Annotated in this window: 23 protein-coding genes; 10 read left to right on the top strand and 13 right to left on the bottom strand. The window is 66.4% G+C overall.

What is annotated here, in order from left to right:
* Positions 1-627 precede the first annotated feature (627 nt).
* Positions 628-2,196 (top strand): glucan biosynthesis protein G, encoded by a 1,569-nt coding sequence (locus ASF26_RS15310; protein WP_082477653.1) that lies wholly within the window; start codon positions 628-630, stop codon positions 2,194-2,196.
* Entirely contained in the window at positions 2,193-2,681 is a 489-nt protein-coding gene (locus ASF26_RS15305) for an N-acetyltransferase (protein ID WP_056255585.1), read from the top strand. The genes ASF26_RS15310 and ASF26_RS15305 overlap by 4 nt, the downstream gene beginning before the upstream one ends.
* A gap of 161 nt (positions 2,682-2,842) precedes the next feature.
* Here the strand turns inward: ASF26_RS15305 and ASF26_RS15300 are convergent, their stop codons facing one another.
* The 3 genes from ASF26_RS15300 to ASF26_RS15290 all read right to left on the bottom strand — a co-directional run bounded on the left by ASF26_RS15300 (position 2,843) and on the right by ASF26_RS15290 (position 6,448).
* Positions 2,843-3,082: a hypothetical protein gene (locus tag ASF26_RS15300; RefSeq protein WP_056255832.1), complete on the bottom strand. Its 240-nt coding sequence runs from the start codon at positions 3,080-3,082 to the stop codon at positions 2,843-2,845.
* Between the two features lie 104 nt (positions 3,083-3,186).
* Positions 3,187-5,364, bottom strand: a complete 2,178-nt coding sequence (gene glyS / locus ASF26_RS15295) for a glycine--tRNA ligase subunit beta (protein WP_056255582.1) — start codon at positions 5,362-5,364, stop codon at positions 3,187-3,189.
* A 136-nt stretch (positions 5,365-5,500) separates the two neighbouring features.
* Positions 5,501-6,448, bottom strand: coding sequence for a glycine--tRNA ligase subunit alpha (locus tag ASF26_RS15290; protein WP_018042376.1), 948 nt, complete (start codon positions 6,446-6,448; stop codon positions 5,501-5,503).
* A 216-nt stretch (positions 6,449-6,664) separates the two neighbouring features.
* Between ASF26_RS15290 and ASF26_RS15285 the strand changes: the two genes are divergently transcribed.
* Positions 6,665-6,919: a hypothetical protein gene (locus ASF26_RS15285; RefSeq protein WP_056255579.1), complete on the top strand. Its 255-nt coding sequence runs from the start codon at positions 6,665-6,667 to the stop codon at positions 6,917-6,919.
* Positions 6,920-6,923: 4 nt separating this feature from the next.
* Here ASF26_RS15285 and ASF26_RS15280 read toward each other — a convergent pair whose 3' ends face one another.
* A complete protein-coding gene (locus ASF26_RS15280; RefSeq protein WP_056255577.1) occupies positions 6,924-7,802 on the bottom strand; it encodes a S49 family peptidase in 879 nt (292 codons plus the stop codon).
* 199 nt (positions 7,803-8,001) lie between these two features.
* Here ASF26_RS15280 and ASF26_RS22165 point away from each other — a divergent pair, with 199 nt between their 5' ends.
* Complete coding sequence (locus tag ASF26_RS22165) at positions 8,002-8,361, top strand: hypothetical protein (RefSeq protein WP_082477652.1); 360 nt, start codon at positions 8,002-8,004, stop codon at positions 8,359-8,361.
* A 62-nt stretch (positions 8,362-8,423) separates the two neighbouring features.
* Here ASF26_RS22165 and ASF26_RS15275 read toward each other — a convergent pair whose 3' ends face one another.
* Positions 8,424-9,203, bottom strand: coding sequence for a methyltransferase (locus tag ASF26_RS15275; protein ID WP_056255575.1), 780 nt, complete (start codon positions 9,201-9,203; stop codon positions 8,424-8,426).
* Positions 9,196-9,420, bottom strand: a complete 225-nt coding sequence (locus ASF26_RS15270) for a DUF2007 domain-containing protein (RefSeq protein WP_056255572.1) — start codon at positions 9,418-9,420, stop codon at positions 9,196-9,198. Before ASF26_RS15270 ends, ASF26_RS15275 begins: the two co-directional genes overlap by 8 nt.
* Positions 9,421-9,626: 206 nt before the next feature.
* On the opposite strand from ASF26_RS15270, the gene ASF26_RS15265 reads away from it, so the two are divergent.
* Complete coding sequence (locus ASF26_RS15265; RefSeq protein WP_018042382.1) at positions 9,627-10,649, top strand: polyprenyl synthetase family protein; 1,023 nt, start codon at positions 9,627-9,629, stop codon at positions 10,647-10,649.
* A gap of 41 nt (positions 10,650-10,690) precedes the next feature.
* On the opposite strand, the gene ASF26_RS15260 is transcribed toward ASF26_RS15265, so the two are convergent.
* From ASF26_RS15260 to ASF26_RS15250, 3 genes are all read right to left on the bottom strand, one after another.
* On the bottom strand, positions 10,691-11,566 hold the full coding sequence (locus tag ASF26_RS15260) for a 4-(cytidine 5'-diphospho)-2-C-methyl-D-erythritol kinase (protein ID WP_056255569.1): 876 nt from the start codon (positions 11,564-11,566) through the stop codon (positions 10,691-10,693).
* A gap of 90 nt (positions 11,567-11,656) precedes the next feature.
* On the bottom strand, positions 11,657-13,513 hold the full coding sequence (locus ASF26_RS15255) for a tetratricopeptide repeat protein (RefSeq protein WP_056255568.1): 1,857 nt from the start codon (positions 13,511-13,513) through the stop codon (positions 11,657-11,659).
* 126 nt (positions 13,514-13,639) lie between these two features.
* Positions 13,640-15,292, bottom strand: a complete 1,653-nt coding sequence (locus tag ASF26_RS15250) for an electron transfer flavoprotein-ubiquinone oxidoreductase (protein WP_056255567.1) — start codon at positions 15,290-15,292, stop codon at positions 13,640-13,642.
* 220 nt (positions 15,293-15,512) lie between these two features.
* Between ASF26_RS15250 and ASF26_RS15245 the strand changes: the two genes are divergently transcribed.
* The 3 genes from ASF26_RS15245 (at position 15,513) to moaB (ending at position 18,213) form a co-directional block, all read left to right on the top strand.
* Positions 15,513-16,442 (top strand): uracil-DNA glycosylase, encoded by a 930-nt coding sequence (locus ASF26_RS15245; RefSeq protein ID WP_056255566.1) that lies wholly within the window; start codon positions 15,513-15,515, stop codon positions 16,440-16,442.
* 131 nt (positions 16,443-16,573) lie between these two features.
* A complete protein-coding gene (locus ASF26_RS15240; protein ID WP_056255564.1) occupies positions 16,574-17,482 on the top strand; it encodes a neutral zinc metallopeptidase in 909 nt (302 codons plus the stop codon).
* 173 nt (positions 17,483-17,655) lie between these two features.
* Positions 17,656-18,213 carry a molybdenum cofactor biosynthesis protein B gene (gene moaB, locus ASF26_RS15235; protein ID WP_056255562.1) on the top strand — a complete coding sequence of 186 codons (558 nt, stop codon included), beginning with the start codon at positions 17,656-17,658 and terminating at the stop codon, positions 18,211-18,213.
* Here moaB and ASF26_RS15230 read toward each other — a convergent pair whose 3' ends face one another.
* Entirely contained in the window at positions 18,214-18,735 is a 522-nt protein-coding gene (locus ASF26_RS15230; RefSeq protein WP_018042389.1) for a hypothetical protein, read from the bottom strand.
* A 215-nt stretch (positions 18,736-18,950) separates the two neighbouring features.
* Between ASF26_RS15230 and ASF26_RS15225 the strand changes: the two genes are divergently transcribed.
* Both ASF26_RS15225 and ASF26_RS15220 read left to right on the top strand, forming a co-directional pair.
* Positions 18,951-19,286, top strand: coding sequence for a VOC family protein (locus ASF26_RS15225; RefSeq protein ID WP_056255560.1), 336 nt, complete (start codon positions 18,951-18,953; stop codon positions 19,284-19,286).
* The gene (locus ASF26_RS15220) at positions 19,283-20,416 is read left to right on the top strand and encodes a PA0069 family radical SAM protein (RefSeq protein ID WP_056255829.1); all 1,134 of its coding nucleotides are present in this window, start codon (positions 19,283-19,285) and stop codon (positions 20,414-20,416) included. The genes ASF26_RS15225 and ASF26_RS15220 overlap by 4 nt, the downstream gene beginning before the upstream one ends.
* Here ASF26_RS15220 and ASF26_RS15215 read toward each other — a convergent pair.
* From ASF26_RS15215 to ASF26_RS15205, 3 genes are all read right to left on the bottom strand, one after another.
* A complete protein-coding gene (locus tag ASF26_RS15215; protein WP_056255557.1) occupies positions 20,379-21,029 on the bottom strand; it encodes a ribonuclease HII in 651 nt (216 codons plus the stop codon). The two genes, ASF26_RS15220 and ASF26_RS15215, sit on opposite strands and share 38 nt — an antisense overlap.
* Positions 21,030-21,142: 113 nt before the next feature.
* Positions 21,143-22,213, bottom strand: coding sequence for a glycosyltransferase family 1 protein (locus tag ASF26_RS15210; RefSeq protein WP_056255555.1), 1,071 nt, complete (start codon positions 22,211-22,213; stop codon positions 21,143-21,145).
* The gene (locus tag ASF26_RS15205) at positions 22,210-23,037 is read right to left on the bottom strand and encodes a UDP-2,3-diacylglucosamine diphosphatase (RefSeq protein ID WP_056255552.1); all 828 of its coding nucleotides are present in this window, start codon (positions 23,035-23,037) and stop codon (positions 22,210-22,212) included. Before ASF26_RS15205 ends, ASF26_RS15210 begins: the two co-directional genes overlap by 4 nt.
* Between the last annotated feature and the right edge of the window lie 182 nt (positions 23,038-23,219).

The raw sequence follows: 23,219 nt of genomic DNA, 5'->3' as shown, positions 1-23,219 counted from the left end.
TCGGTGCCGGCCTTTGGAGGGCCGACGAGACCAAAAAAGCCCGTTCGTCGTTGCTTTAAGCTGCGTCCCCCGTGGAGAGCGGGGTTCGCCGGTTTCGCCTCCGGCTGCCGGTTGTTGTCGGGGTCCGGTGTTGCCACCTGGATGCCGGCCGGAGGGAATCCACCCTGTCGACCATCGATCCTTTAAGACCCCTGGCGGCTGTCCGGCAGTTGGCCGGATGCCCACCAACCGACACGCGGCCACAGGCACGTGCGAAATTGGGCAAGGCGCATATACGTCTCATGCGACTCCGCAACAAGGAAAAACGGTCCCGAGCCCGCAAAAACACCGCCGTTCCCCGGCATTGTGGCCGCGAAGGCTCACTCCATCGCGCGAGCTCTTTTCAAGGCGCCGCGAACGGGTCATTGAGCAAGCGGTTTTCATGCTGATCGAACCATTCCAATCCACTACCTCATCCTGAGGTCCCGGAGTGCTGCGCAGGCCTCGAAGGAGGGCTCCAGCACGCATGGCGGCCTCTGGAGGGTTCCTTCGAGGCCCGCCGAGACGGGCACCTCAGGATGAGGCGGCTGGATGGGACCGTGCGGGGAAGCCCGATCGTCTCTCACCACCGACCAGAGCCGCAGGATCATGACCGAGCCCACCCGCCGCGCGCTTCTCACCGGGATCGCCGCCCTGTCCGTCGCCGGCACCGCGTCGACGGCGCAGGAGGGACGCGCACCCAAACCCTTCGATTTCGAGGAGGTGGAACGGCGGGCCGAGGAACTCGCCAAGGTCGCCTACGATGCCCGCGTACCGCCCCTTCCGGCTCCCATCGCAAAGCTCGATTACGACGCCTGGCGTGACATCCGTTTCAAGCCCGACAAGGCCTTTCTCGGGGGAGAGAACAGCCCATTCCGGCTGCAGCTTTTCCATGTCGGCTTTCTATACACGCGCCCCGTCACCGTGAACCTCGTGCGGCGTGGAATCGCGACTCCTATCGCCTATCAGTCGAGCCTGTTCGACATGGGTCGGACGAAGCTCGACAAGCCTCTGCCCGTCGATCTCGGCTTTGCCGGCCTCCGCTTCCACAGCTACCTCAACAAGCCGAACCTGCTCGACGAACTCATCGTGTTTCTCGGCGCCAGCTATTACCGCTTCCTCGGGCGCGATCAGCTCTACGGCCTCTCGGCGCGGGGCCTCGCCCTCAATGTGGAGGGGGAGGGCGCCCCGGAGGAATTCCCGGTCTTCCGCGAATTCTGGGTGACGATGCCGGAGACCAACGCCGACGCCCTGCTGGTCCATGCCCTCCTCGATAGCCCCTCGGTGACCGGGGCCTTCGCCTTCACCGTCAAGCCCGGCGACGAGACCAGCGTCGCCGTTCGCTCGACGCTGATCCCAAGGGTCGCGCTCCCATCGGTGGGCGTCGCGCCGCTGACCTCGATGTTCTTCATCGGCGAGAACGACCGGCACCACTCCGACGATTACCGGCCCGAGCTCCACGATTCCGATGGTCTTCAGATCGCGGCCGGATCGGGCGAATGGCTCTGGCGCCCACTGGACAATCCGAAGGCGCGACGCATCTCGTCCTTCGTCGATCGCGATCCGAAGGGGTTCGGACTGATGCAACGGGACCGCGCCTTCGAGTCTTATCAGGATCTCGAAGCATCCTATGGACGGAGGCCGAGCTACTTCGTCGAACCCGAAGGCGGCTGGGGCGAGGGCGCCGTGACCCTGATGGAACTCCCGACCGACACCGAGGTGAACGATAACATCGTCGCCTATTGGCGTCCGAAGCAGCCTTATCCGGCCGGCGAACCGGTCCGCATGTCGTACCGCGTGCGCGCCAGGAGTTCGAACAGCAGGCTGCATACGGGCGGGTATGTGGCGAATACCTTCCTGGCCGCCACCAGCGCCAGCGGTGCCGCCAAGGGGGAGGAGGCGAAAGGGACGCTGAGCCGCCGCTTCCTCATCGATTTCGCCGGAGGCGAACTGCCTTATTATCTCCCCGACCCGAGCAAGGTGGAGGTGGTGGCCGATGCCTCGCGGGGACGGATCACCGCCACTTCGATCACCCCGAATCCTCATATTGGCGGGTTGCGGGCGGCGATCGACATCACCCTCGACGTCGCAGATCAATCCACCGATCTCCGCGCCTTCCTGCGCGCCGGCGGTCGAGCGTTGTCGGAAACCTGGGTCTATCCCTGGACCGCAGCGTGAGCGTCCAAGCCCATAAACGGCAGACGGTTGCTCCTGTCACCATCCGCCCGGCGACGTTGGGCGATCTCGACGCCCTGGTCGCCCTGGAACACGCGGCGTTTTCGGGAGACCGGGCGGAACGGCGGGCGATCCGCCATGCCATCGGCTCCGCGTCGATGTCGCTGCTGGTGGCGCTGGACGCCGATGACAAATCCATTCTGGTGGCGGCGGCCACGCTGGAGCGCCGCAAGGGAAGCCGCAGCTGCCGGCTTTCCTCCATCGCGGTGTCTCCCGGACGCGCTGGTCAGGGCCTTGGTGGCATCATGCTCGATGCCGCGGAAGACGACGCGCGAGCGCATGGATGCACGAAACTGCGCCTCGAAGTGAGAGCCGATAACGGCGCCGGTATCCGACTCTACGAGCGTCACGGCTACGCGCGCTTCGCTATCCTCGAAGAGTATTACGAGGATGGCATGGAAGCTTGGCGCTACGAGAAGGCCCTGTAGGCCGTTGCCCCTCTCCGGTATCGGGGAGGGAGCGGGAAGAGTTTATACCAGACCTCGACGAGTCTGACTGATCGAGGTCTGCCCGCGCGACTCCGCGGCGGCAGTCGTCCGCCGTACCTCACTGACCCTGAACTATGGGTCAGGGTCAGGAAGACTTGGTATTAGTCGCAGTTCTCGCGGGTAACGGTCTTGCGGTCACCGACTTCGTTCTCGCGGGTCACCGACTTCACGCGGCAGCCGTCACGGGTCTCGCGCGTCTCCACGGTACGGGACTCCGATTCCGGCCGCTCGACAATAACGCGCTCAGGCACCTCGCGCTCGATGATCGTGGTCTGGGCCTGAACCGCCGAAACTCCGAGGAGCGTCAGCAGGGCAGCAGTGGCAAGCATGGAATGACGCATGGCAATCTCCTTCAAAACCATGCGCCCAACGGCGATGCGAGCTAGACCGTTCCCATTTCCCACCCCAACCTGCCATATTCTCCCATTGCAGGTAGGGTCGGACACTATCCTTCGATCTTCGAGAAGTCTGCGACTTCCCGGGTCGCCGCCCGCAAGGCGTTGAGCAAAGCGAGGCGGTTCTCGCGCAAGGCCGGATCGTCCGCGTTGACGATGACCTTCTCGAAGAAGGCATCCACCGGCGCGCGCAGGATCGAGAGCGCCCGCATGGCTCCCGAAAAATCCTCCGCCGCCACGGCCGCGGAGGCGGAGTCACGCGCGGCCACAAGCGCCTCGGACAGGGCCTGCTCCTCCGGCTCGCCGGAGGCGGCGATGGCGGCGCGATCCGGCTCGGCCTCGTAGGAGCGCCTGTCCTTCTTCTCCTCAATGCGGAGGATGTTGGCCGCGCGCTTGTAGCCGGCGAGCAGGTTCTTGCCGTCGTCCGTCTCGAGGAACTGGCCAAGCGCCTCGACGCGGCGGACGACCATGAGGAGGTCGTCCTGTCCGGGCAGGGCGAAGACGGCGTCGATCAGGTCGTGGCGGGCGCCCTGGTCGCGGAGATAGACCTTGAGACGATCTGCGAAGAAGGCGAGGAGATCGCCCGGAAGGGGATCTTCGAGGTTTCCGTGGTTGTCCAGCGCGGCCATATCGCGCTCGTCGTCCCCGGAAAGAGATATGACGACGACGTGCCGGTTCTTCTGAACGTAGAAGGCGTCCTCCAGCACATCCTCTCGGAGCTTCAGACGCAATCCGTTCTCCAGGATCAGCCGGACCACACCGAGGGCCGCCCTGCGGAGGGCGTAGGGGTCCTTGCTGCCGGTGGGCTTCTCATCGATCGACCAGAAGCCGGCGAGAGTATCGAACTTGTCGGCCAAGGCCACGGCGATCGAGACAGGATCGGTCGGCACTCGGTCGGATGGACCAACGGGCTTGTAATGCTCTTCCACCGCCGCACAGACACTAGGATGCTCGCCTTGGAGGGCCGCATATTTACGGCCCATGAGGCCCTGAAGCTCCGGAAACTCGCCGACCATCTCGGTGACGAGATCGGCTTTCGCGAGCTGAGCGCCGCGACTGGCGAGTTGGACGTCGGCGCCGATGAGGGGTGCGATGCCACGCGCCAGCGACGCAATGCGTGTCACCCGCTCGCCCTGTGTCCCGAGCTTCTCGTGGAAGACGATGCTGTCGAGTTTCGCCAGCCGGTCTTCGAGCCTGATCGCCTTGTCGGTCTCCCAGAAGAACTTCGCGTCCGAGAGGCGGGCGCGGACCACGCGCTCGTTGCCGCCCGTGATCGCGATGCCGCCGTCGCTGGCGACGAGGTTCGAGACCAGGATGAAGGCGGGAGCCAGCGTGTCGGAGCCGGACTCGCGCAGCACGAAGCACTTCTGGTTGGCCCGGATGGTCGCGCGGATCGCCTCGGCCGGGATGTCGAGGAAGCTCGGATCGAAGGTCCCGAGGAGGACCACCGGCCATTCCACGAGGCCGGCGACCTCGTCGAGCAGTCCCTCGTCCTCCACGAGTTCGAGGCCGCGCGCGAAAGCGAGGTCGCGGGCATCGTGCAGGATGATGTCCTTGCGCCGCTCCGGATCGAGCACCACTTTGGCGCGCTCGAGAGCCTGGATGTAATCGTCGAACCGCCGCACTTCGATGGCGTCCGGGGCCAGGAAGCGGTGTCCGTAGGTGGTGGTGCCGGCCGCGATCCCGTCGACGGAGAAAGGCACGATCTCGGGTGTCTCGGTCTCGGGGCCGAAGGTCGCCACGATGGATTGCAGAGGGCGCACCCAGCGTAAGGAGCCCGGCTGGGCCGAGGCCGCCCCCCAGCGCATGGATTTCGGCCAGGGGAAGCTCTTGATGATCGCCGGCAGGATCTCGGCCAGCACGTCGATCGTGTCCCGGCCGGGACGCTCGATCACGGCCACGTAAAACTCGCCCTTCTTCGGGTCGGTGACGGTGGTCGCCTGATCGAGGCTCGTCAGGCCCGCGCTCTTCAAAAATCCCTGGATCGCTCCGTCCGGCGCGCCGACGCGAGGCCCCTTGCGCTCCTCGCGCACGTCTTTCCCGCGCGGCGGCAGCCCGGCCACGTGCAGGGCCAAGCGACGCGGGGTGGAGAAGGCCTTGGCGCCCTCGTAGAGAAAGCCGCGCTCCACCAGGGCGTCGGTAACGAGCTTCCGCAGGTCCTCAGCGGCGCGCCGCTGCATGCGGGCGGGAATCTCTTCGGAGCGCAGTTCGAGGAGGAGATCAGGCATGGGGTCAGGTCGCGTCCGAAATGATAGTCAGGATGTCGTTGGCGCGACTGTGGCAGCCATCGATTTTCATGTGAGGATACAAAAGTCAGCGATCATTTTATAAGCAGTGACCGATGAAAGTAGATTGCCTATCCTTTCACGCCACGCCGCCACCCGCCGTCTTCAGCCACGCTGCGCCGCAGGCCTTGGCCAATTCCCGCACCCGCAGGATGTAGCTCTGGCGCTCGGTCACCGAGATGACGCCGCGGGCATCGAGCAAATTGAAGACGTGGCTCGCCTTGATGCACTGGTCGTAGGCCGGCTGCGCCATCCTGTGCCGCCCCGCGTCATCCTCCGGCGCGCCGGCATCGAGATAGGTGCGGCAGGCCTTCTCCGCGTCGGTGAACTGGCGGAACAGCATCGCGGTGTCCGCCGCCTCGAAATTGTGGCGCGAATATTCCTGCTCGGCCTGGAGGAAGACATCGCCGTAGGTGACCTTGTCGTCGCCCGTACCGCCGTTGAAGTTCAGATCGTAGACGTTCTCCACACCCTGGACGTACATGGCGAGGCGCTCGAGACCGTAGGTGAGTTCACCGGCGACGGGCGCGCACTCGATCCCGGCGACCTGCTGGAAATAGGTGAACTGGCTCACCTCCATGCCGTCGCACCAGCATTCCCAGCCGAGGCCCCACGCGCCCAATGTCGGGCTCTCCCAATCGTCCTCGACGAAGCGGATGTCGTGGAGCTTGAGATCGACGCCAATGGCGTCGAGGGAAGCGAGGTAGAGTTCCTGCAGGTTCGGCGGGTTCGGCTTCAGGATGACCTGGAACTGGTAGTAGTGCTGCAGCCGATTGGGGTTCTCGCCGTAGCGGCCGTCCTTCGGGCGTCGCGAGGGCTGGACATAAGCCGCCTTCCAGGGCTTGGGGCCGAGTGCCCGCAGGGTGGTGGCGGGATGGAACGTGCCCGCTCCCACTTCCATGTCGTAGGGCTGGAGGATCACGCAGCCCTGGGCCGCCCAGAAATTCTGCAGCGTCAGGATCAGACCCTGGAACGAGGTCCTGGGTGCGAGATCGACAGCGCTCGGCAGGGCTTGTGCGCTCGACATGGGGAAGCTTCCGGTCAGCGGGAAAGGGCGGCAGCGTTTAAGAGGCGGGCTTGCGGAGTCAAGCCAAGGCCTTCCGCGAATGCGGGTGCGCGGCGGCACACATTTTCGCCACGATCGGGTTTATCGCCGGAACTGTCCCGCTTGTCGCTAGTTCTTAGCACAAATCAAGGGATCAGCCGGCTCACAAAGAGCGGCGAGCATTGCGGAAGTCGGACCATGCGCAAGTCGATCACTGTATTCGCCGCCCTCTTTGCAGCATCCTTGGCCGCTACGCCCTTCGTCGTCGGAGCCTCGAACGCGCTGGCGACCACCGACAAGACCGACATCGTCGCCATGCCGGCGCCCGTGACGGCAATCGAGGTTTCCTCCGTGCCGGCCCCCGCTGCGACCGAGACCTGCACCCGCAAGGTCCGGGTGGTCTATTCGGGCTACGGTGCACCGTCTTCGGCCTGCACGGTCGCGCTCCGCTGAATGCTCACAGTCCGTAGCGCGCCCAGGCGGCGCGCTCCTCGATCACGGCGAGGGCGTCGGCGGCAAGACCATTGCCGGTGAGGCCACTCATGGTCGAGCCCGGCACGGCGCGGCGCAGAAGCCGGCCGATGAACGAGCCCTGCTTCTCGGCGATCAGCTTCAGGACGACATCATCTCCGAATCTGGCCCTCAGTGTGGTTCGCACGTCTCCCAACGAATCGACCAACCCCAGGGGCAAGGCTTGGCGCCCCGTCCAGACGGCACCGGTGAAAAGGTTCTCGCCGCCCGCCCTCACGGCGGGTCTGCGTTCGCTGACGAGCGAGGTGAACATATCCTGCACGTCGGCCTGGATCGCCTTGAGGCGCACGATGTCCTCTGGATTCTCAGGGCGGAACGGATCGAGCATGGCCTTGGCCTCGCCCTGGGTATGGACACGGCGCTCAATGCCGATCCGTTCGATGAGCTTGTCGAAGCCGAAACCGGCCGAGACCACCCCGATCGACCCGATCAGCGATGTCGGATCGGCGACGATCTCGTCAGCCGCGCAGGCGATCATGTACCCGCCTGAGGCGGCCACATCCTCGACGAAGGCATAGACGGGCAGCTTCTTCTCAACGGCGAGCGCGCGGATGCGCCGGTGGATGAGGTGCGATTGCGCCGGCGATCCGCCGGGCGAGTTGATGACCAGCGCCACCGCCGACACTCCCGCCATTCCGAAACCGCTTTCCAGGCTGGACGCTACCGTCGCCATGGAGAGGCCGGACCGCAGGGGTGACGCAGCGCCGATGACACCATTGAGGCGGATCACCGCCACGGTGGGCTTGCGGCCACGCCATGCCTCCGGGACGAGCGGGTGAAGGAAGCGCGGTAGGGCCAGGGGCATCGGTTTCGTCTCGGTTGAACGGTGAGGTCAACAGCGCGGAAGCGTGGGACGGCCCTCGCGTCCGGTCCAGACATCTCGAAATGGCGACGATCGAACCATTTTACAGGCTTCGCTGTTTCACTCGTCCGGTATCGCAGCACTCGGCCGCAGGCCGACGGCCACCGAGATGCGGACCGTCGAAACAGGGAGACTGACCATCATGCGTATCGTGACGTGGATGATCGTTCTGGTCGGGGTGCTAGGAGGGGCCTACGGGTCTCTCTCCCAGGCACGCGCGGCGCCGCTACCCGTCGCTGCCGTCGCGGGAACGGAACTCGTGGAGAAGGCGCATTGGCGTCGGCACCACTGGCGCCGCCGGCATCACTGGCATCGGCGCCATTACTGGCACCGTCCTCATTACGGCTACCGCCGGCACTACTGGCGGCCGCGCTACTACCGCCCGATCTATGGCTACCACCGTCCAGCCTATGGATGGCGCCGGCCCTATTGGCACCGGCGTCATCACTGGCATCGCCATCACTGGCACCGCCGCCATCATCACTGGCGCCGGTTCTACTGAGGGGTCCAACCGAGATCGCCTCCGGTTCGCGGTGAGGAAACCCTTCCTCGCCGCGAAAATCGTCAAGGTGGCCAGGGCAGCCCGCGATGGAGCGCATCCGCCTCCGGCGTCATCGCGCCGTCGGCCTCCTGCAGGATGAGGGGGGGCGCCAGAGTGAACGGCGCTCGGCTGCCCTTGATGCCCGTCACCAATACCCGGATCGCGGCGCGCTCGATTCGAGCCTGGACCGGCCTCACGACGATCCCTCCGAAACGCCTCTGCAGGGCGGCGAAGCAATCCGGCAAGGCATCGGCGCGATGTACGAGGCCGAGCGTCCCGCCCGGCTTCAGGAGGTCGAGACAGGCTTTGAGCCAGGATTCGAGATCGCCGCCGGAAAACGTATGGGCCGAAGCCTTTCCCGGGATCGGCGAAGGCCTGTGGCGCCGCAATTCGAAGAAGGGCGGATTGGTGAGGACGAGATCCGCCATGTTCGACGATAGCCCGGCCGCCCTCCGGATCTCGACCGAGAGAATGTCGGCGGCGATCACTCCGACCCGCCCATCGAGGCCATTCCCTTGGATGTTCCTCCTTGCGAGGGCGGCGAGGTCCGGGTCACGCTCCACCAGGACGACCTTTGCCGCCGACTCGTAGGTGGCCACAGCCAGCCCCACCGCCCCGGTGGCCGCACCGATATCGATGACGACCGCCCCCGGTGGCGGCCGTACGGCTCGGCTCAGGAGCACCGCGTCGGTGCCGGCACGATGGTCCCCGCGCGGCGGCTGATACAGGCGAAGACGACCGCCGAGCCACAGATCGGCGGTCGCAGCCTCGGGGAGCGCCTCCTTGGCGCTCACGTCACGCATCGCGCAGTTCGTGCGCCAGACCTGCATCCGCCAGCAGACGTCGCGCATCGGTCGCATGATCGTCGGGCACGAGCAGCCGGCGGGCGAAAGCGCCGATCGAGCCTTCGAGCAGGCTCATATGTGTGTCGGCGATCAGAACCGGGATTTCCGCCCCCTGCAGCAGCGACTCGGCAAAGCCCATGAGGACGATGTCGTTGCTCCGGATCAGCTCAATCATGCGTCCACCCGCCCCATCGGCAGCTCCCTGCCGCCGCCCTTTGTATACAGGGAGAAACGCGGGATGTTGCAGCGCCTCGGCGCGCATGCGAAGGGGTGCCCGAGTAGATGTTGGTCACGGGAGATTGCCCGGTCGAGCGGATCGGCCCGAGCGGCGGGTACGCCGCCGGAATCTGCCCGGTGTGAAAAGCTCGGGAGGCATCGCGTTTGGGTGTCGTCGTTTCCTTCGATGAGGGCCGCTCCGATCCGGAGTCGAGCCTGAACGATCTTGTGGCCCTGGTCGCCAAGGGGATGGAACGCGTGAACGCGACCATCCTGTCGCGGACCGGGTCCGACGTCGCGATGATTCCGGAGGTGGCCAATCACCTGATCGCCTCCGGGGGCAAGCGCCTGCGCCCCATCCTCACCCTCGCCACCGCCGATCTCTGCGGATACGGGGCCGGAGATGGCGCGGTGAAGCTCGCCGCCAGCGTCGAGTTCATGCACACGGCGACCCTTCTGCATGACGACGTGGTTGACGAGAGCGACATGCGGCGCGGCCGCGTCGCGGCGCGGATCAAGTGGGGCAACGAGGCGAGCGTACTCGTCGGTGATTTTCTCCTCGGCCAGGCCTTCCGCATGATGGTGGAGGTCGGTTCGCTGCGCGCCCTCGACATCCTCTCGGCCGCCGCGACCGTCATCGCCGAGGGCGAGGTGATGCAGCTCACCGCCGCCAAGAACACCGAGACCTCCGAGGACGAGTATCTCGCCGTGATCCGGGCCAAGACCGCGGAATTGTTCGCCGCCGCCTGCGAGGTCGGCCCGGTAATCGCCGACCGCCCGAGGGCGGAGCAGGCGGCGTGCCGCTCCTATGGCATGAATCTCGGGATCGCCTTCCAGTTGATCGACGACGTTCTCGACTACGGCGGCACCAGTGCCTCCATGGGGAAGAATGTCGGCGACGACTTTCGCGAGGGGAAGATCACCCTGCCGATCGTCCTGGCCTTCCGGCGGGGCAGCGAGGAGGAGCGGACCTTCTGGCGTCGTACGCTCCAGGACGGTCGGGTCGAAGAGTCCGATCTCGACACGGCCCTCGCCATCCTGCGGAAACACCGGGCCCTGGAGGACACGATCGACCGGGCGCGCCATTACGGCGCCATCGCCCGCGATGCCCTGGCGCTGTTCCCCAACGGGCCGATGAAGTCGGCGCTGCTGCAGGTCGTCGATTTCTGCATCGCCCGGGCTCACTGATCCGATCCCGGCTTGTCACGCGAGCCGGGCAGGGAAGGCCGTCACCGTAGTAAGGCGGCTCGGACCCACCAGGATGGCTGCATCGCGCGGATGGCGGCAGCCGCCCGAACCGCATCGGATCGGGTGGCGAACAAGCCGAACACCGTAGCACCGGAGCCGGACATGCGGGCGAGCCGGCATCCCGGTTGGTCGCGCAGGGCCGTGAGCGTATCGGCGATGACGGGGGCGACCGTGAGCGCCGGCGCTTCCAGATCGTTGCGAGCCGGCGTCATTGCCGCCAGGATCTCGTCGAAGCCGAGACCTCGCGCGAGGATTGGATGGGCCTCGCCGGCATGGCGCTGCCCCACCGTCAGTCCCAGCGCCTTGAAGACCGGCGCGGTGGCGACCGGCACGCCGGGATTGATCAGCACGGCCGGCAAAGGCGCGAAACCCAGCGCCGGCCCGACATCCTCGCCGGCACCACGCATCATCCGGCCGCGCGGATCGAGGCAGACGGGAACGTCCGCCCCGGTGGCGCGGGCGGCCTCGACGACAGCGGGGTGATCGAGGGAAAGGTCGTTGAGGCGCGCCAGCAGCCGCAGGGCGGCGGCCGCATCCGACGAACCGCCGCCGATCCCTGCCGCCACGGGCAGGCGCTTGATGAGGTGGAAGCCACCGATACGAAGGCCGGGAATCGCCTTGGCCAGCCCTCGGGCGGCGCGGATCACGAGGTTGTCGTCCAGCGGTCCGGCGGGACCGGCGGTGGGTCCTGAAACGTCGAGGGTCAGGTCACCGCCGGGCATCAGGCTCAGCGTATCCCCCGAACCGGTGAAGGCCACGAGGCTTTCGAGCTCGTGATACCCATCCCCCTCACGACGGCCGAGGACGTGAAGGGTCAGGTTGATCTTCGCCGGAGCGCGGGTGACGAGGATGGGCACGGCTTGCTCTGTCGGAGAGGGGCGGGTCTGTCGACCGCGGGAATGCGCGGCCGGTCTGGCCCCGCGATCCCCCGCCCGTCAAGCCGGGTCTCAGCCGCCGGTCTTCTTGTCGGCAGCGCCGGGAGGCTCGCTCGGAGCCGGAGCCCCCTTCGGCAGATCGGGATTCACCTTCTCCACCTCGGGAGGATTCTCGGCGGTGGCGGCGGGCTTCTCGAGTTCCGGCAGGCCGTCCTTAAGCTTGGCGTTGATCTTCACGAGATCGTCGGGCTCAGGATTCAAGTCCTTGGCGTGCTGCCACTGGAACTTGCCTTCAAGCCGCCGGCCCGAACGCCAATAGGCATCGCCGAGATGGTCGTTGATGGTCGGGTCGCCGGGCTTGAGCTCGATCGCCTTCTCCAGCTCGCGCACTGCGTCGTCGTAGCGGCCGAGGCGGAAATAGGCCCAGCCGAGGCTGTCGATGATCATGCCGTCGCGTGGGCTCGCATCGACGGCCTGCTTCAGCATGGTGAAGGCCTCGTCGATATTCATGTTCTGGTCGACCCAGGAATAGGCGAGGTAGTTGAGCACCTGCGCCCGGGCCGCCGGCTGGTTCGGCGGCACGAGCTCCAAGGCCTTCTTGAGGTCGGCTTCCGCCTTCGGCCACTGCTTGGCCCGCTCGTAGGCGGTGCCGCGGAAGTAGAACGTCGTCCAGTAATTGGAGGCCGGCTGCTTGCCGATGAGTTCGATGGCCCGGCTGTAGGTGGCCGCCGCCTCCTCGTACTTCTTGCGCGAGCGCTGCACGTTGCCGAGTGCGGTCACGACGTCGATGCTGTCGGGATGCTCTTTCATAGCGGCGTCGAGGAGCTGTGTCGCCTCCTCGCCCTTGCCCATCTGCTCCAGATTGAGGCCGATCTGGATATCGGCGTTGAGCTTCAGCGGCGAAGATGCCGGCATCTGCGCATAGGCGTCGTTGGCACGCTCGGTCTGCTTCATCCGGTCGAGCGTATCGGCGAGGGTGAGGCGGGCGAGGGCGTGTTCGGGGGCAAGATAGAGGGCGAGGCGCAGATAGACCACGGCGGGCAACTCGTCGCCCTGGGTCGATCCGGCCGAGCCGAGCCCGTAGAGCACCTCGCCTGCGCCTTCCTGTGCCGTGTTGACCAGGCGGGTCAGGGGCTTGCCGGCCTTGAGCTTGTCGAGGGCGTCACGCACGATGGGGTGACGCGGCAGCAGTTGATCGAAGGTCGTGTAGGCCTGGATCGCCAGGTCCGTCCGACCGGCCTGCGCTTCGAACCGGGCATAGGCATCGACGATGCGCAGCGTGTTCGGGTCCGCGTCGTACGCAGCCTTGAGCCGGCGCTCCGCCTCCGCCTGATCGCCGACGAGGTTGGCGATCAACCCGGCATGGAAGTCGCGGAAGGTGTTGTAGGAGCGCTCGCCCTTCAGCTTGTTCACCACTTCGAGGGCGCGCTTGCCGTCATTGGCACCGGCATAGGCCCAGGCGGTCAGGAGGGTGCTGGTGAGATCGGCAGCAGCACCCCGTCCGCTGCGAGCGAAGTTCTGGCGGGCCTGCGCGAACTGGCCGGCCTTGATCTGGCGGACCCCGAGGCTCAGCTGGGCGAGGCCGTTCGACCCATCGCGGGCGGTGAGGCGCTCGGCCGCGCGGAAGGCGTCGGGCAGAGCGCCGTCCGCGAGCAGCGACACGAAGGCGCGCTCGAGCAATTCGGCATTGCGTGGGTCGGCCTTCACCGCCTCGCGGTAGAAGCTCGCCGCGGCGGAGGTGTCCTTGGAGGCGCCGGCGATATAAGCGGACAGGAAGTTGCCTTCCAGCGACTCGGCCGGCTCGTATTCCGTCACCGGGGCGGATTCCCGAGGCTGGGCGGCCAGGGCCGTGACCGACGTCGCCACTGAGGCGGCGAGGCACAGGGCGAGAGCCGAGAGGGTCCGGCGGGTCGCGGCGTTTCCGTTCATGGGCACCAGTCGCGTTTGTAGCGCATCGTCCGTCAGGGACCGATGCCGATCGGGCGGGGACACTGAACTCTTCCCGCCATCCTCGCAAGGCGAAAGGATGGCGGGCACTTAGGGTCCGGTGCGTCCTCACATGTTGGGGTAGTTCGGCCCGCCCGGACCCTCCGGCGTCACCCAGTTGATGTTCTGGTTGGGATCCTTGATATCGCAGGTCTTGCAGTGGACGCAGTTCTGCGCGTTGATCTGGTAGCGGACGCCATTGCCCTCCTGCACCCATTCGTAGACGCCCGCCGGGCAGTACCGCGCCGAGGGGCCGCCGTAGACGTCGTGCTCCGAGGACTTCTGGAGCGCCGCGTCCTTGACGTTCAGATGCGGCGGCTGGTCCTCCTCGTGATTGGTGTTCGAGAGATAGACCGAGGAGAGCCGGTCGAAGGTCAATTTGCCGTCGGGCTTCGGATAGACGATCGGCGTCACCTCCGAGATCGGCTTCGTGGCGGCATGATCCGGCTTGCCATGTTTCAGCGTGCCGAAGGGTGAGGCATCGAGGATCGTCTGCGACCACATGTCGAGGCCGCCCAGACCCACACCCACGAGCGTGCCGTATTTCGACCAGAGCGGCTTGACGTTGCGCACGCGCTTGAGATCGCGACCGATGTCGCTGTCGCGCCAACCGGCCTCGTAATCGGTCAGCTCGTCGCCCTGTCGGCCGGCGGCGAGGGCGGCGGCGATGGCCTCGGCCGCCTGCATGCCGGAGAGAACGGCGTTGTGCGACCCCTTGATGCGCGGCACGTTGACGAAGCCGGCCGAGCAGCCGACGAGGCAGCCGCCGGGGAAGACGAGCTTCGGCACCGATTGCCAGCCGCCCTCCATGATGGCGCGGGCGCCGTAGCCGATGCGCTTGGCGCCCTCGAACACGTCGCGGATCATCGGGTGGGTCTTGAAACGCTGGAACTCGTCGAACGGCGACAGGGTCGGGTTCTCGTAGTTCAGGTGCGTGACGAAGCCGACCGAGAGCAGGTGGTCGTCGAAATGATAGAGCCAGGAACCGCCGCCGGTCTTGTTGGAGAGCGGCCAGCCCATGGTATGGCGCACGAGACCGGGCTCGAAGGTCTCGGGCTTCAGCTGCCAGAGCTCCTTGACGCCCAATCCGTATTTCTGGTGGTCGCTGTCCCGGTTGAGCTGGAAGCGGTCGATCAGCATCTTGGTGAGCGAGCCGCGCGCTCCCTCGCCGAAGATCGTGTACTTTCCGCGCAACTCCATGCCGCGGGTGTAATCGTCGCGCGGCTCACCGGATTTTCCGATGCCGAGATCGCCGGTGGCCACGCCGATGACCGTGCCGGCATCGTCGTAGAGCACTTCCGAGGCCGGGAAACCGGGATAGATTTCGACGCCGAGCTCCTCGGCCTTGACACCGAGATACTTCGTCACGTTCGAGAGCGAGCCGACGAAATTGCCGTGGTTCGACATGAATTTCGGGAAGGCGAAGTTCGGCAGCGAGATGCCGCTGTTCTTGGTGAGGAACAGGAACTCGTCACGCTCGACCTCGGTCTTGAGCGGCCGGGCTTCGTCCTGGCGCCACTCGGGAAGCAGGCGGTCCAGCCCGAGCGGATCGATCACCGCGCCGGAGAGGATGTGCGCGCCGACTTCGGACCCCTTCTCGACCACCACGACGGCAAGATCGGCGGCTATCTGCTTGAGGCGGATCGCAGCGGCGAGGCCGGCGGGCCCCGCGCCGACGATCACCACGTCGAAATCCATACCCTCGCGTTCCGGCAACGCCATCCTGTGAACTCCTCCTGCCGCCCCAGCCTGGACCGATCGAGACCGGTCAGCGCGTGCGCGATGTTATGATTGCGAACACTCTCAACCGATTCCAAGCTGGGAACGCAAGCCTGCCAATGGTCTCAGCATAGTCTGAGCCGTCTCGCCGCCGTACCAATGGCCGCGTAACGTGTCCGGCGAAGTGTTGTCCACAGGCTCGCCAGGGTCCACATCGAGAACCATGAGCCAAGGTCCCGACCATCAGCGCGACGTGATCGCCGAACTGGACTTCCACGTGGAAGCCGGTGTCGATCTCTGTCTCGACGAACGGCCGCACGACCGCTTCTCCGAAGTCGAGGAGGCGTCACCCTGGCGCCCGGCACCGGCGCGGAACGGCTTGCCGACGCACGACCTGCCCCCCCTTGATCGTCCCTCACAAATCTCCGCCCCTCGGGAGCGGCCGCAGGCGGATCCCGTGCCCCCCCGTCGCGAATTGCCGCCACGCGGCGAGGCGCTCGCCACATCGCCGGCACGAACTTACGGGCAATCCGCGGCGTCCAAGCCCGGCGAGGCTGCGGGCGATGCGAGGGCGAGGGCGAGGGATGTCGCCACCCTCGAAGAGCTGGAAGCGCTGCTCGCCGATTTCGACGGATGCCCTCTGAAGTTCACCGCCAAGAACCTCGTCTTCGCCGACGGCAACCCGGCGTCGAAACTGATGTTCATCGGCGAGGCCCCTGGCGCCGACGAGGACCGCGTCGGCAAGCCGTTCATGGGCCGCTCGGGCCAGCTTCTCGACCGGATGATGGCGGCGATCGGCCTCGACCGGACGAAAGCCTACGTGACCAACATCGTGCCGTGGCGGCCGCCGGGAAACCGCAATCCGACCCCGCAGGAGGTGTCGATCTGCAAGCCGTTCATCGAACGCCAGATCGAGCTCGCCGATCCGGACGTCATCGTCTGCCTCGGCAGCCCGGCGACGCAGGCGATCACCGGCACGAAGGACGGCATTCTGAAGGCGCGCGGACGGTTTTATCCCTATCGGGTGGGCGACAGGGAGGTGAAGGCGCTGGCCACCCTTCACCCGGCCTATCTCCTGCGTCAGCCCCTGCAGAAGCGCTTGGCCTGGCGCGATTTCCGCCTGTTGCGGGCGACACTGGACGGCAAGGCGTAGGGCGAAAGGCGTGGGCCAAGCGGAACCGTATCTTTCACCGCCGTATTAGTTCGGGCACACGAGGCTCAAGACAGAGATGCGTTGGGCGGCCGGGTTCGGGTTGAGTCCACGCCACGAAGGGTGACGAGATCATGCGCTGGGAAGATTTCCGCTCTTCGGACAATGTCGAGGACCGCCGGGGCGAGGGTGGCGGAGGCGGCAGCGGCTTTCCCGGCGGCGGTGCCGGTGGGCTCGGCATCGGCACGATCGTCATCCTCTGCATCATCGGCTGGGTCACCGGCATCAACCCCGCCATCCTGATCGGCGGCGCCGAGCAGATGAGCGGCGGCGGACAGCCGCGCCAGGAGCGAGTCGACCCGCAGACACAGGCGCAGCGCAACACCAAACCTACGGACGAAAGCGGACGCTTCGCGGCCGCGATCCTCGGCAACACCGAGGATGTGTGGAAGGAGATTCTGCCCAACCAGACCGGCAAGCAGTACCGCCCCACCGGCATGGTGCTCTACAAGGGCGGTACGCGCAGCGGCTGCGGCTCGGCGCAGGCGGCCATGGGGCCGTTCTATTGCCCGCTCGACAAAAAGATTTACCTCGACACGTCGTTCTTCAAGGAGATGGAGCAGAAGTTCGGGGTGAAGGGCGATTTCGCCTATGCCTACGTCATCGCCCATGAGGTCGGCCACCACGTGCAGGACGAACTTGGCATCCTGGGCAAGGTTCAGGGTCGTCAACAGGCCGCATCCAGCAAGGTCGAGTCGAACCAGCTCTCCGTTCGCGTCGAGCTGATGGCCGATTGCCTCGCTGGTGTCTGGGCCAAGAACTCCAACGACAAGTACAACTCCCTGGAGCCGGGCGACATCGAGGAAGCCATGCAGGCGGCCAGCGCCATCGGCGACGACAAACTTCAGAAGCAGTCCCAGGGCTACGCCGTGCCGGATTCCTTCACGCACGGTTCGTCCGACCAGCGGATGCGGTGGTTCATGACAGGTTACAAGAGCGGCCAGACCAAGTCCTGCGACACTTTCAGGGCGGCCCGGAACTGACCCAGCGCCGGTAAAGCAACCAGACGCGGCATCGCGTCCCTCCCGACCGACTTCGGACGAAGGCCATCGCGCGTCAGCCGGAACGGTGGAGCACCCAAGGGGTGGCGGGATCGACCTGCCGCCCCATTCGCGGCTAGAACCGGTCGGTACCGCCGAGCCGAGAGCCGTAAGCCATGGTCGCCGCAGACAAGACCCGTAGCTTCATCCCGCTCTCCATCGCGGTGCTGACCGTCTCCGACACCCGTGTCGCCGAGGACGATCGCTCCGGCGACACGCTGTGCGAACGGCTCGTCGCGGCCGGGCATAGCCTCGCCGGCCGCACCATCGTCCCAGACGAGGTCGTCGCGATCCGCGCACAGGTGGAATCCTGGACGCGGGACCCGGCTGTCGACGTGGTGATCACCACGGGCGGCACGGGCTTCACCGGACGCGATGTGACACCCGAAGCGATCGAGCCGCTCTTCGAGAAGCGGATGGACGGATTCTCGGCGGTCTTCCACCGCATCTCCTACGACAAGATCGGGACGTCCACCCTGCAGTCACGAGCCACGGCGGGGCTCGCGAACGCCACCTTCGTGTTCGTCCTGCCCGGTTCACCGGGCGCGTGCCGCGATGCGTGGGACGGCATCCTCGCCGCGCAACTCGACTATCGGCACCGGCCCTGCAACTTCGTAGAGATCATGCCGCGCCTGGACGAACACCTGCGGCGGGGCGCCTCGATCCCGGTCTGATTACCCTCGGTTCAGCCGCACGTTCACCCGCCGGGGATGCAGGCGGGTCGAGAAGACGGCGCTCGCGATGAGGCGGTCCCGGCGTACAAGGTCTCCGGCGCGCGGCGTGCGCACGCCGATGACGGACTCGCCCTGTGCCGCAAGGCGCGACGGCAATCCCGCATGGGGTCGGCGCAGGCGCCCGAGGACCATCTCCGGCCGGGCCGTCCCGATGAACCGATCGATGGTGCGGATCCAGCCCTCGGCCGGCACGTCACCGGCCTCGAGGCACAGGACCCATTCCCGCCGCGCGGCCCTCGCCCCCTCCGACCAGGGCGGCGTACCGCCCGAACGGACGACGAAGGTCGCGCCGGTGGCCTCGGCCACGGCATCGATCGCAGCATCATGGGCGGGGGCGATGATGACCGCGTCGCCGACGAGCCCGGCGGCGACGCCCTCGACGAGAGCCCCCAGAGTATCGGCGAGCTGGTCGACCGCATCGGGGCCGACCGGCATCGCTACATGGATCAGAGCCGAAATCATGCGCGCGCATACCGTATTTTCGGCCCGGAGAAAGCCGGATGGCGCCGAAACAACGACGAGAACCCGCGCCTCGCAGGCATAACCCGTCGATTGCTCTAAAAAAGGGCAGGGATGCCGTTCGTGTTCCTGATATGTTCGCGACCCGAACGGAGGGGCATCGCGCGACGCGCCGGGCGTCCCTGCGTCACGTCGTCGAAACGAATGGGGAGCAAGGCATGCGGCAGGATGGCAAGATCGATTACCTCGAGTTGCCGGGCGGCGACATCGACCGGGTGAAAGCCTTCTACGGGAACGCTTTCGGCTGGAGCTTCGTCGATTACGGCCCGCGCTATGCCGCCTTCGATGAGGGACTCGATGGCGGGTTCGATGCCGACGCGGCGAAGGCGGTGCCCTTGCCCGTACTCTATGCGCAAGATCTCGAAGCGATGCAGGCACGGGTCGAGGCGGCGGGGGGCACGATCGTGGCGACGATCTTCGCTTTTCCCGGCGGTCGCCGCTTCCATTTCAAGGACCCGGCGGGAACGGAACTGGCTGTGTGGTCCGAGCGGTGAAGGCCGCCGGGGACGAGGGTGACGAGGCGTTCGGCGCGCCCGACCGGCGGCTTGGGGGGAGCACCCTGTCGGCGGATGCGAGAAAGGGGCGTGGGGCCACGGCCAATCCCTGCGGTCGCTATGAACCGGCACGGCGGGAGGCCTTCGACGACGGTTGGGTTTCGGATGATGCCGCCCAGCGCCTGCGTACCGAAGACCGGCCCGAGCACGCACGCACCATCCTGACGCGGAATACGTCACCGGACCTTCCGTTCGATCGCTCGATCAATCCCTATCGCGGCTGCGAGCACGGTTGCGTCTACTGTTTCGCCCGGCCCAACCACGCCTATGTCGGCTTGTCCCCCGGCCTCGATTTCGAAACGAAGCTGTTCCACAAAGCCAATGCGGCCGGGTTGCTGGAGCGTGAGCTTTCCGCGAAGGGCTACCTGCCGCGGACGATCGCCCTCGGGACGGCCACGGACCCGTATCAGCCGATCGAGCGAGACCATGGTATCACCCGCGCCGTGCTCGGCGTCTTGGCGCGCTTCCGCCATCCCGTGGGGATCGTCACGAAATCGAACCTCGTCGCCCGGGACATCGACATCCTGGCGCCAATGGCGGAGCTAGGCCTCGTCAAGGTGGCGATGTCGGTGACGACCCTCGACCCTGTCCTGGCCCGCCGGATGGAGCCGCGCGCTCCCCATCCCGACCGGCGCCTCGAAGCGATCCGTCAGCTCAGCCGCGCGGGCATCCCGGTCATGGTGATGATGGCTCCGGTCATTCCATCGCTGAACGACCACGAGATCGAAGCGGTACTGGAGCGAGCGCGGGAATGCGGTGCCGTCGAAGCGCGCCATGTCCTGCTGCGGCTGCCGCTCGAACTCGACGACCTCGTGAACGACTGGTTCGCCGAGCATTATCCGGGGCGCCGGCGGCACGTCATGTCGCTCGTGCGCGAGGCCCGTGGCGGCAAGGCCTACGATGCGACTTTCGGCCGGCGGATGACCGGCAGCGGGGCCTATGCCGATCTCATCGGCCAACGCATGCGGCTGGCAAAGCAACGCCTCGGCTACGCCGATGAGCGCATCTCCCTGCGCACGGATCTCTTCGATCCTACAGCGGCGTCCGGGGCACAGCTGCGCCTGTTGTGACAACAGAGGGCGAGGACGCGAAACGCTTGGTGAAGCTCACCCGGTGATGCGCGGAGCGGCCGAGGCTCGCCAAACCGGCGAGATGAGCCGCGGTGCCATAGCCGACATTGCGATCCCAGGCATAGGCCGGATGACGGCCGGCCAGAACCCGCATGAGATCGTCCCGCAAGGTCTTGGCGACGATGGAGGCCGCCGCGATCTGGGGTACCAGCCGATCGCCGCCGATCACCGCCCGGCACGGCAGGGACAGGCCGGGGATGGCATCGCGCCCATCCACGGCCACCGGCGCTTCGAGACCGAGCTTCTCCACCGCTCGCCGCATCGCGTCGAGGGTCGCCGCGCGGACGTTGATCCGGTCCACGAGCTGCCGTGACCCGGCCGCCACCGCCACCTCGGCATGTTCGCGAATGAGTGGCGTCAGGCGCTCGCGCGTCGCCCGGTCGAGCTTCTTGCTGTCGTCGAGGCGGGCCAGCACGGAGGCCGGGAACACGGCTGGATCGAACCAGACCGCCGCCACGACCACGGGGCCGCACAGCGCACCGCGACCGACCTCGTCGCAGCCGATGAGAGCGGGGAGGGTGCTGGCGACGGGGTCGGCGAACGGTCTGGTCATCGGCCCGATGGATTACACTTCGGCCAAAGACGGGTCACCGGGCTTGGCGCCAGAAATGTGTGGGCGTGTACCCCCAAGCGAAGAGGCCGGAAGGTCATCCCCACTGTCCCACGCTACACTGCCGGTGCTGTCCTGAATGCCCGGCGCTTCGGCGTGGGAAGACCTGTGCCGTGAGCCAGCGAAATGTTGGTGAAGAACTGGCGCGCGCTCTCGCCCCAGGTGTAGCGCAGGGCCTCTGAGCGGCAGCGCTCGCGGGGGATCGACAGGGCGGCGAGCGCCGCCTCGCGCAGGTCGGGTCCGAGGATTCCGGCGCCGGTCCCGCCGATGACGTCGAGGGGGCCGGTCACCGGATAGGCCGCCACCGGAACGCCGCAGGCGAGGGCTTCGAGCAGGACGATGCCGAACGTGTCGGTGAGGCTAGGGAACACGAAGACGTCCGCCGCCGCGTAGATGCGGGCGAGCGCCGCGCCGGTCAGGGTGCCGAGGAAGCGGGCCTTCGGATACAGGCCGGCGAGGCGTGCCCGGTCAGGGCCGTCTCCGACCACGATTTTGGTGCCCGGCAAGTCCAGATCGAGGAAGGCCGAGACGTTCTTCTCCACCGCCAGCCGGCCGACGAAGAGAAAGAAGGGTCCGGACAATCCGACCAGGGCATCGGGCGGGACGTCATCCGGCCCGGCGGGGCGAAAGACGTCCGTATCGACCCCCCGCGTCCAGCGCATCAGGTTGCCGAAGCCGCGAGAGGCGAGGTCACGCTCCAGGGAAGGGGTCGAGACCATCGTCCCGCTCGCGGCGCCATGGAAGCGCCGCAGCCAGGCGTAGCTCCAGCTTTCGGGGACGGGGGCGCGGGCGGCGAGGTACTCGGGAAAGCGCGTGTGATAGCTCGTGGTGAACGGGCGGCCATGGGCGAGACAATAGCGCCGGGTCGCGTAGCCGACGGTCCCCTCGGTGGCCACATGGACATGGGTCGGGGCGAGATCCGACCATAGGCGCGCGACCTTGCCCTTGGTGGCATAGGACAGCCGAATCTCCGGGTATCCCGGCAGCGGCACCGAGGCGAAGTCCTGATGTGTCAGGAACACGGTCTCGAAGCCGAGCTCCTGGCCCGCCGCCGCCATGTTCTCGAGAGAGCGGACGACCCCGTTGACCTGCGGGTGCCACGCATCGGTGGCGATCAGCAGCCTCACGCGACAGCCCGCGCCGGACCGACGGTGACCGCGCTGCGCTCCGCGTCTTCCGCGGCGGCCCGCGCCCGCAACACGCTCGGGTAATGCAGAACCTCCATGGTGCCGTCGTAATGCTCGACGATGGCGGTGCAGGATTCCACCCAATCCCCGGTATTCAGATAGGTCAGCCCGGCGATCTGCCGGTGCGCGGCATGGTGGATGTGTCCGCAGATGACGCCGTCTGCGCCCACGCGCTTGGCCTCCGCGCTGAGCAGCTCCTCGAACTTTCCGATGAAGTTGACGGCGTTCTTCACCTTCAGCTTCGCCCAGGCCGAGAGCGACCAGTAGGCGAGGCCGAGGCGACGCCGGATCGTGTTCAGATGCGTGTTGATAAAAAGCGCGAACGTGTAGGCCCCGTCACCCAGGAAGGCGATCCATTTGGCATGCCGCACGACCATGTCGAACTGATCGCCGTGGATGACGAGGTAACGCTTGCCGTCCGCGGCGATGTGGATCCGATCGTCCACCACCTCGATCCCACCGAAGGTCATGCCGAGATAATCGCGCAGGAACTCGTCGTGGTTGCCGGGGATGTAGATCAGCGTCGAGCCCTTGCGCACTTTGCGCAGCAGTTTCTGCACCACGTCGTTGTGGCTCTGCGGCCAGAACCAGCCCGATTTGAGCTGCCAGCCGTCCACGATGTCGCCGACGAGGTAGATCTCGTCGGCGTCGTAATCCCGCAGGAATTCCAGCAGCAACCCCGCCTGACAGCCCTTCGTGCCCAGATGCATATCGGACAGGAAGAGCGTCCTCACGCGGATCGTCTTCTCTGTATCTTCGCCCACGACCCACTCCGAACGGCTTCGGTGCGTTGAGCCAAACCGGATTCCCGTATCAGTTTGATGACGTGCGCCGTCTCGCCTTAAGGCTCGCCTTCTGCCGCGACTACTTCAACCGCATCGCGCGGATGTTGCGCTGCGCGACAAATTTTTTGAGTGGCCGGGAAGTTTTTTGCGTTTTCCTTCGG

Source organism: Methylobacterium sp. Leaf93 (assembly GCF_001422345.1).
In the GTDB taxonomy this organism is placed as follows: Bacteria; Pseudomonadota; Alphaproteobacteria; order Rhizobiales; family Beijerinckiaceae; genus Methylobacterium; species Methylobacterium bullatum.
Note: the sequence above shows the minus strand (reverse complement) of the source record. Positions and strands in the feature narration are given on the sequence as shown.

What these genes read in the sequence shown, in the direction of transcription:
- ASF26_RS15310 (WP_082477653.1), top strand. Translation starts at nt 628, where the DNA reads ATGACCGAGCCCACCCGCCGCGCGCTTCTCACCGGGATCGCCGCCCTG.
- ASF26_RS15300 (WP_056255832.1), bottom strand. Translation starts at nt 3,082, where the DNA reads ATGCGTCATTCCATGCTTGCCACTGCTGCCCTGCTGACGCTCCTCGGA.
- glyS (WP_056255582.1), bottom strand. Translation starts at nt 5,364, where the DNA reads ATGCCTGATCTCCTCCTCGAACTGCGCTCCGAAGAGATTCCCGCCCGC.
- ASF26_RS15290 (WP_018042376.1), bottom strand. Translation starts at nt 6,448, where the DNA reads ATGTCGAGCGCACAAGCCCTGCCGAGCGCTGTCGATCTCGCACCCAGG.
- ASF26_RS15285 (WP_056255579.1), top strand. Translation starts at nt 6,665, where the DNA reads ATGCGCAAGTCGATCACTGTATTCGCCGCCCTCTTTGCAGCATCCTTG.
- ASF26_RS15280 (WP_056255577.1), bottom strand. Translation starts at nt 7,802, where the DNA reads ATGCCCCTGGCCCTACCGCGCTTCCTTCACCCGCTCGTCCCGGAGGCA.
- ASF26_RS22165 (WP_082477652.1), top strand. Translation starts at nt 8,002, where the DNA reads ATGCGTATCGTGACGTGGATGATCGTTCTGGTCGGGGTGCTAGGAGGG.
- ASF26_RS15275 (WP_056255575.1), bottom strand. Translation starts at nt 9,203, where the DNA reads ATGCGTGACGTGAGCGCCAAGGAGGCGCTCCCCGAGGCTGCGACCGCC.
- ASF26_RS15270 (WP_056255572.1), bottom strand. Translation starts at nt 9,420, where the DNA reads ATGATTGAGCTGATCCGGAGCAACGACATCGTCCTCATGGGCTTTGCC.
- ASF26_RS15255 (WP_056255568.1), bottom strand. Translation starts at nt 13,513, where the DNA reads ATGAACGGAAACGCCGCGACCCGCCGGACCCTCTCGGCTCTCGCCCTG.
- ASF26_RS15250 (WP_056255567.1), bottom strand. Translation starts at nt 15,292, where the DNA reads ATGGCGTTGCCGGAACGCGAGGGTATGGATTTCGACGTGGTGATCGTC.
- ASF26_RS15245 (WP_056255566.1), top strand. Translation starts at nt 15,513, where the DNA reads ATGAGCCAAGGTCCCGACCATCAGCGCGACGTGATCGCCGAACTGGAC.
- ASF26_RS15240 (WP_056255564.1), top strand. Translation starts at nt 16,574, where the DNA reads ATGCGCTGGGAAGATTTCCGCTCTTCGGACAATGTCGAGGACCGCCGG.
- moaB (WP_056255562.1), top strand. Translation starts at nt 17,656, where the DNA reads ATGGTCGCCGCAGACAAGACCCGTAGCTTCATCCCGCTCTCCATCGCG.
- ASF26_RS15230 (WP_018042389.1), bottom strand. Translation starts at nt 18,735, where the DNA reads ATGATTTCGGCTCTGATCCATGTAGCGATGCCGGTCGGCCCCGATGCG.
- ASF26_RS15225 (WP_056255560.1), top strand. Translation starts at nt 18,951, where the DNA reads ATGCGGCAGGATGGCAAGATCGATTACCTCGAGTTGCCGGGCGGCGAC.
- ASF26_RS15215 (WP_056255557.1), bottom strand. Translation starts at nt 21,029, where the DNA reads ATGACCAGACCGTTCGCCGACCCCGTCGCCAGCACCCTCCCCGCTCTC.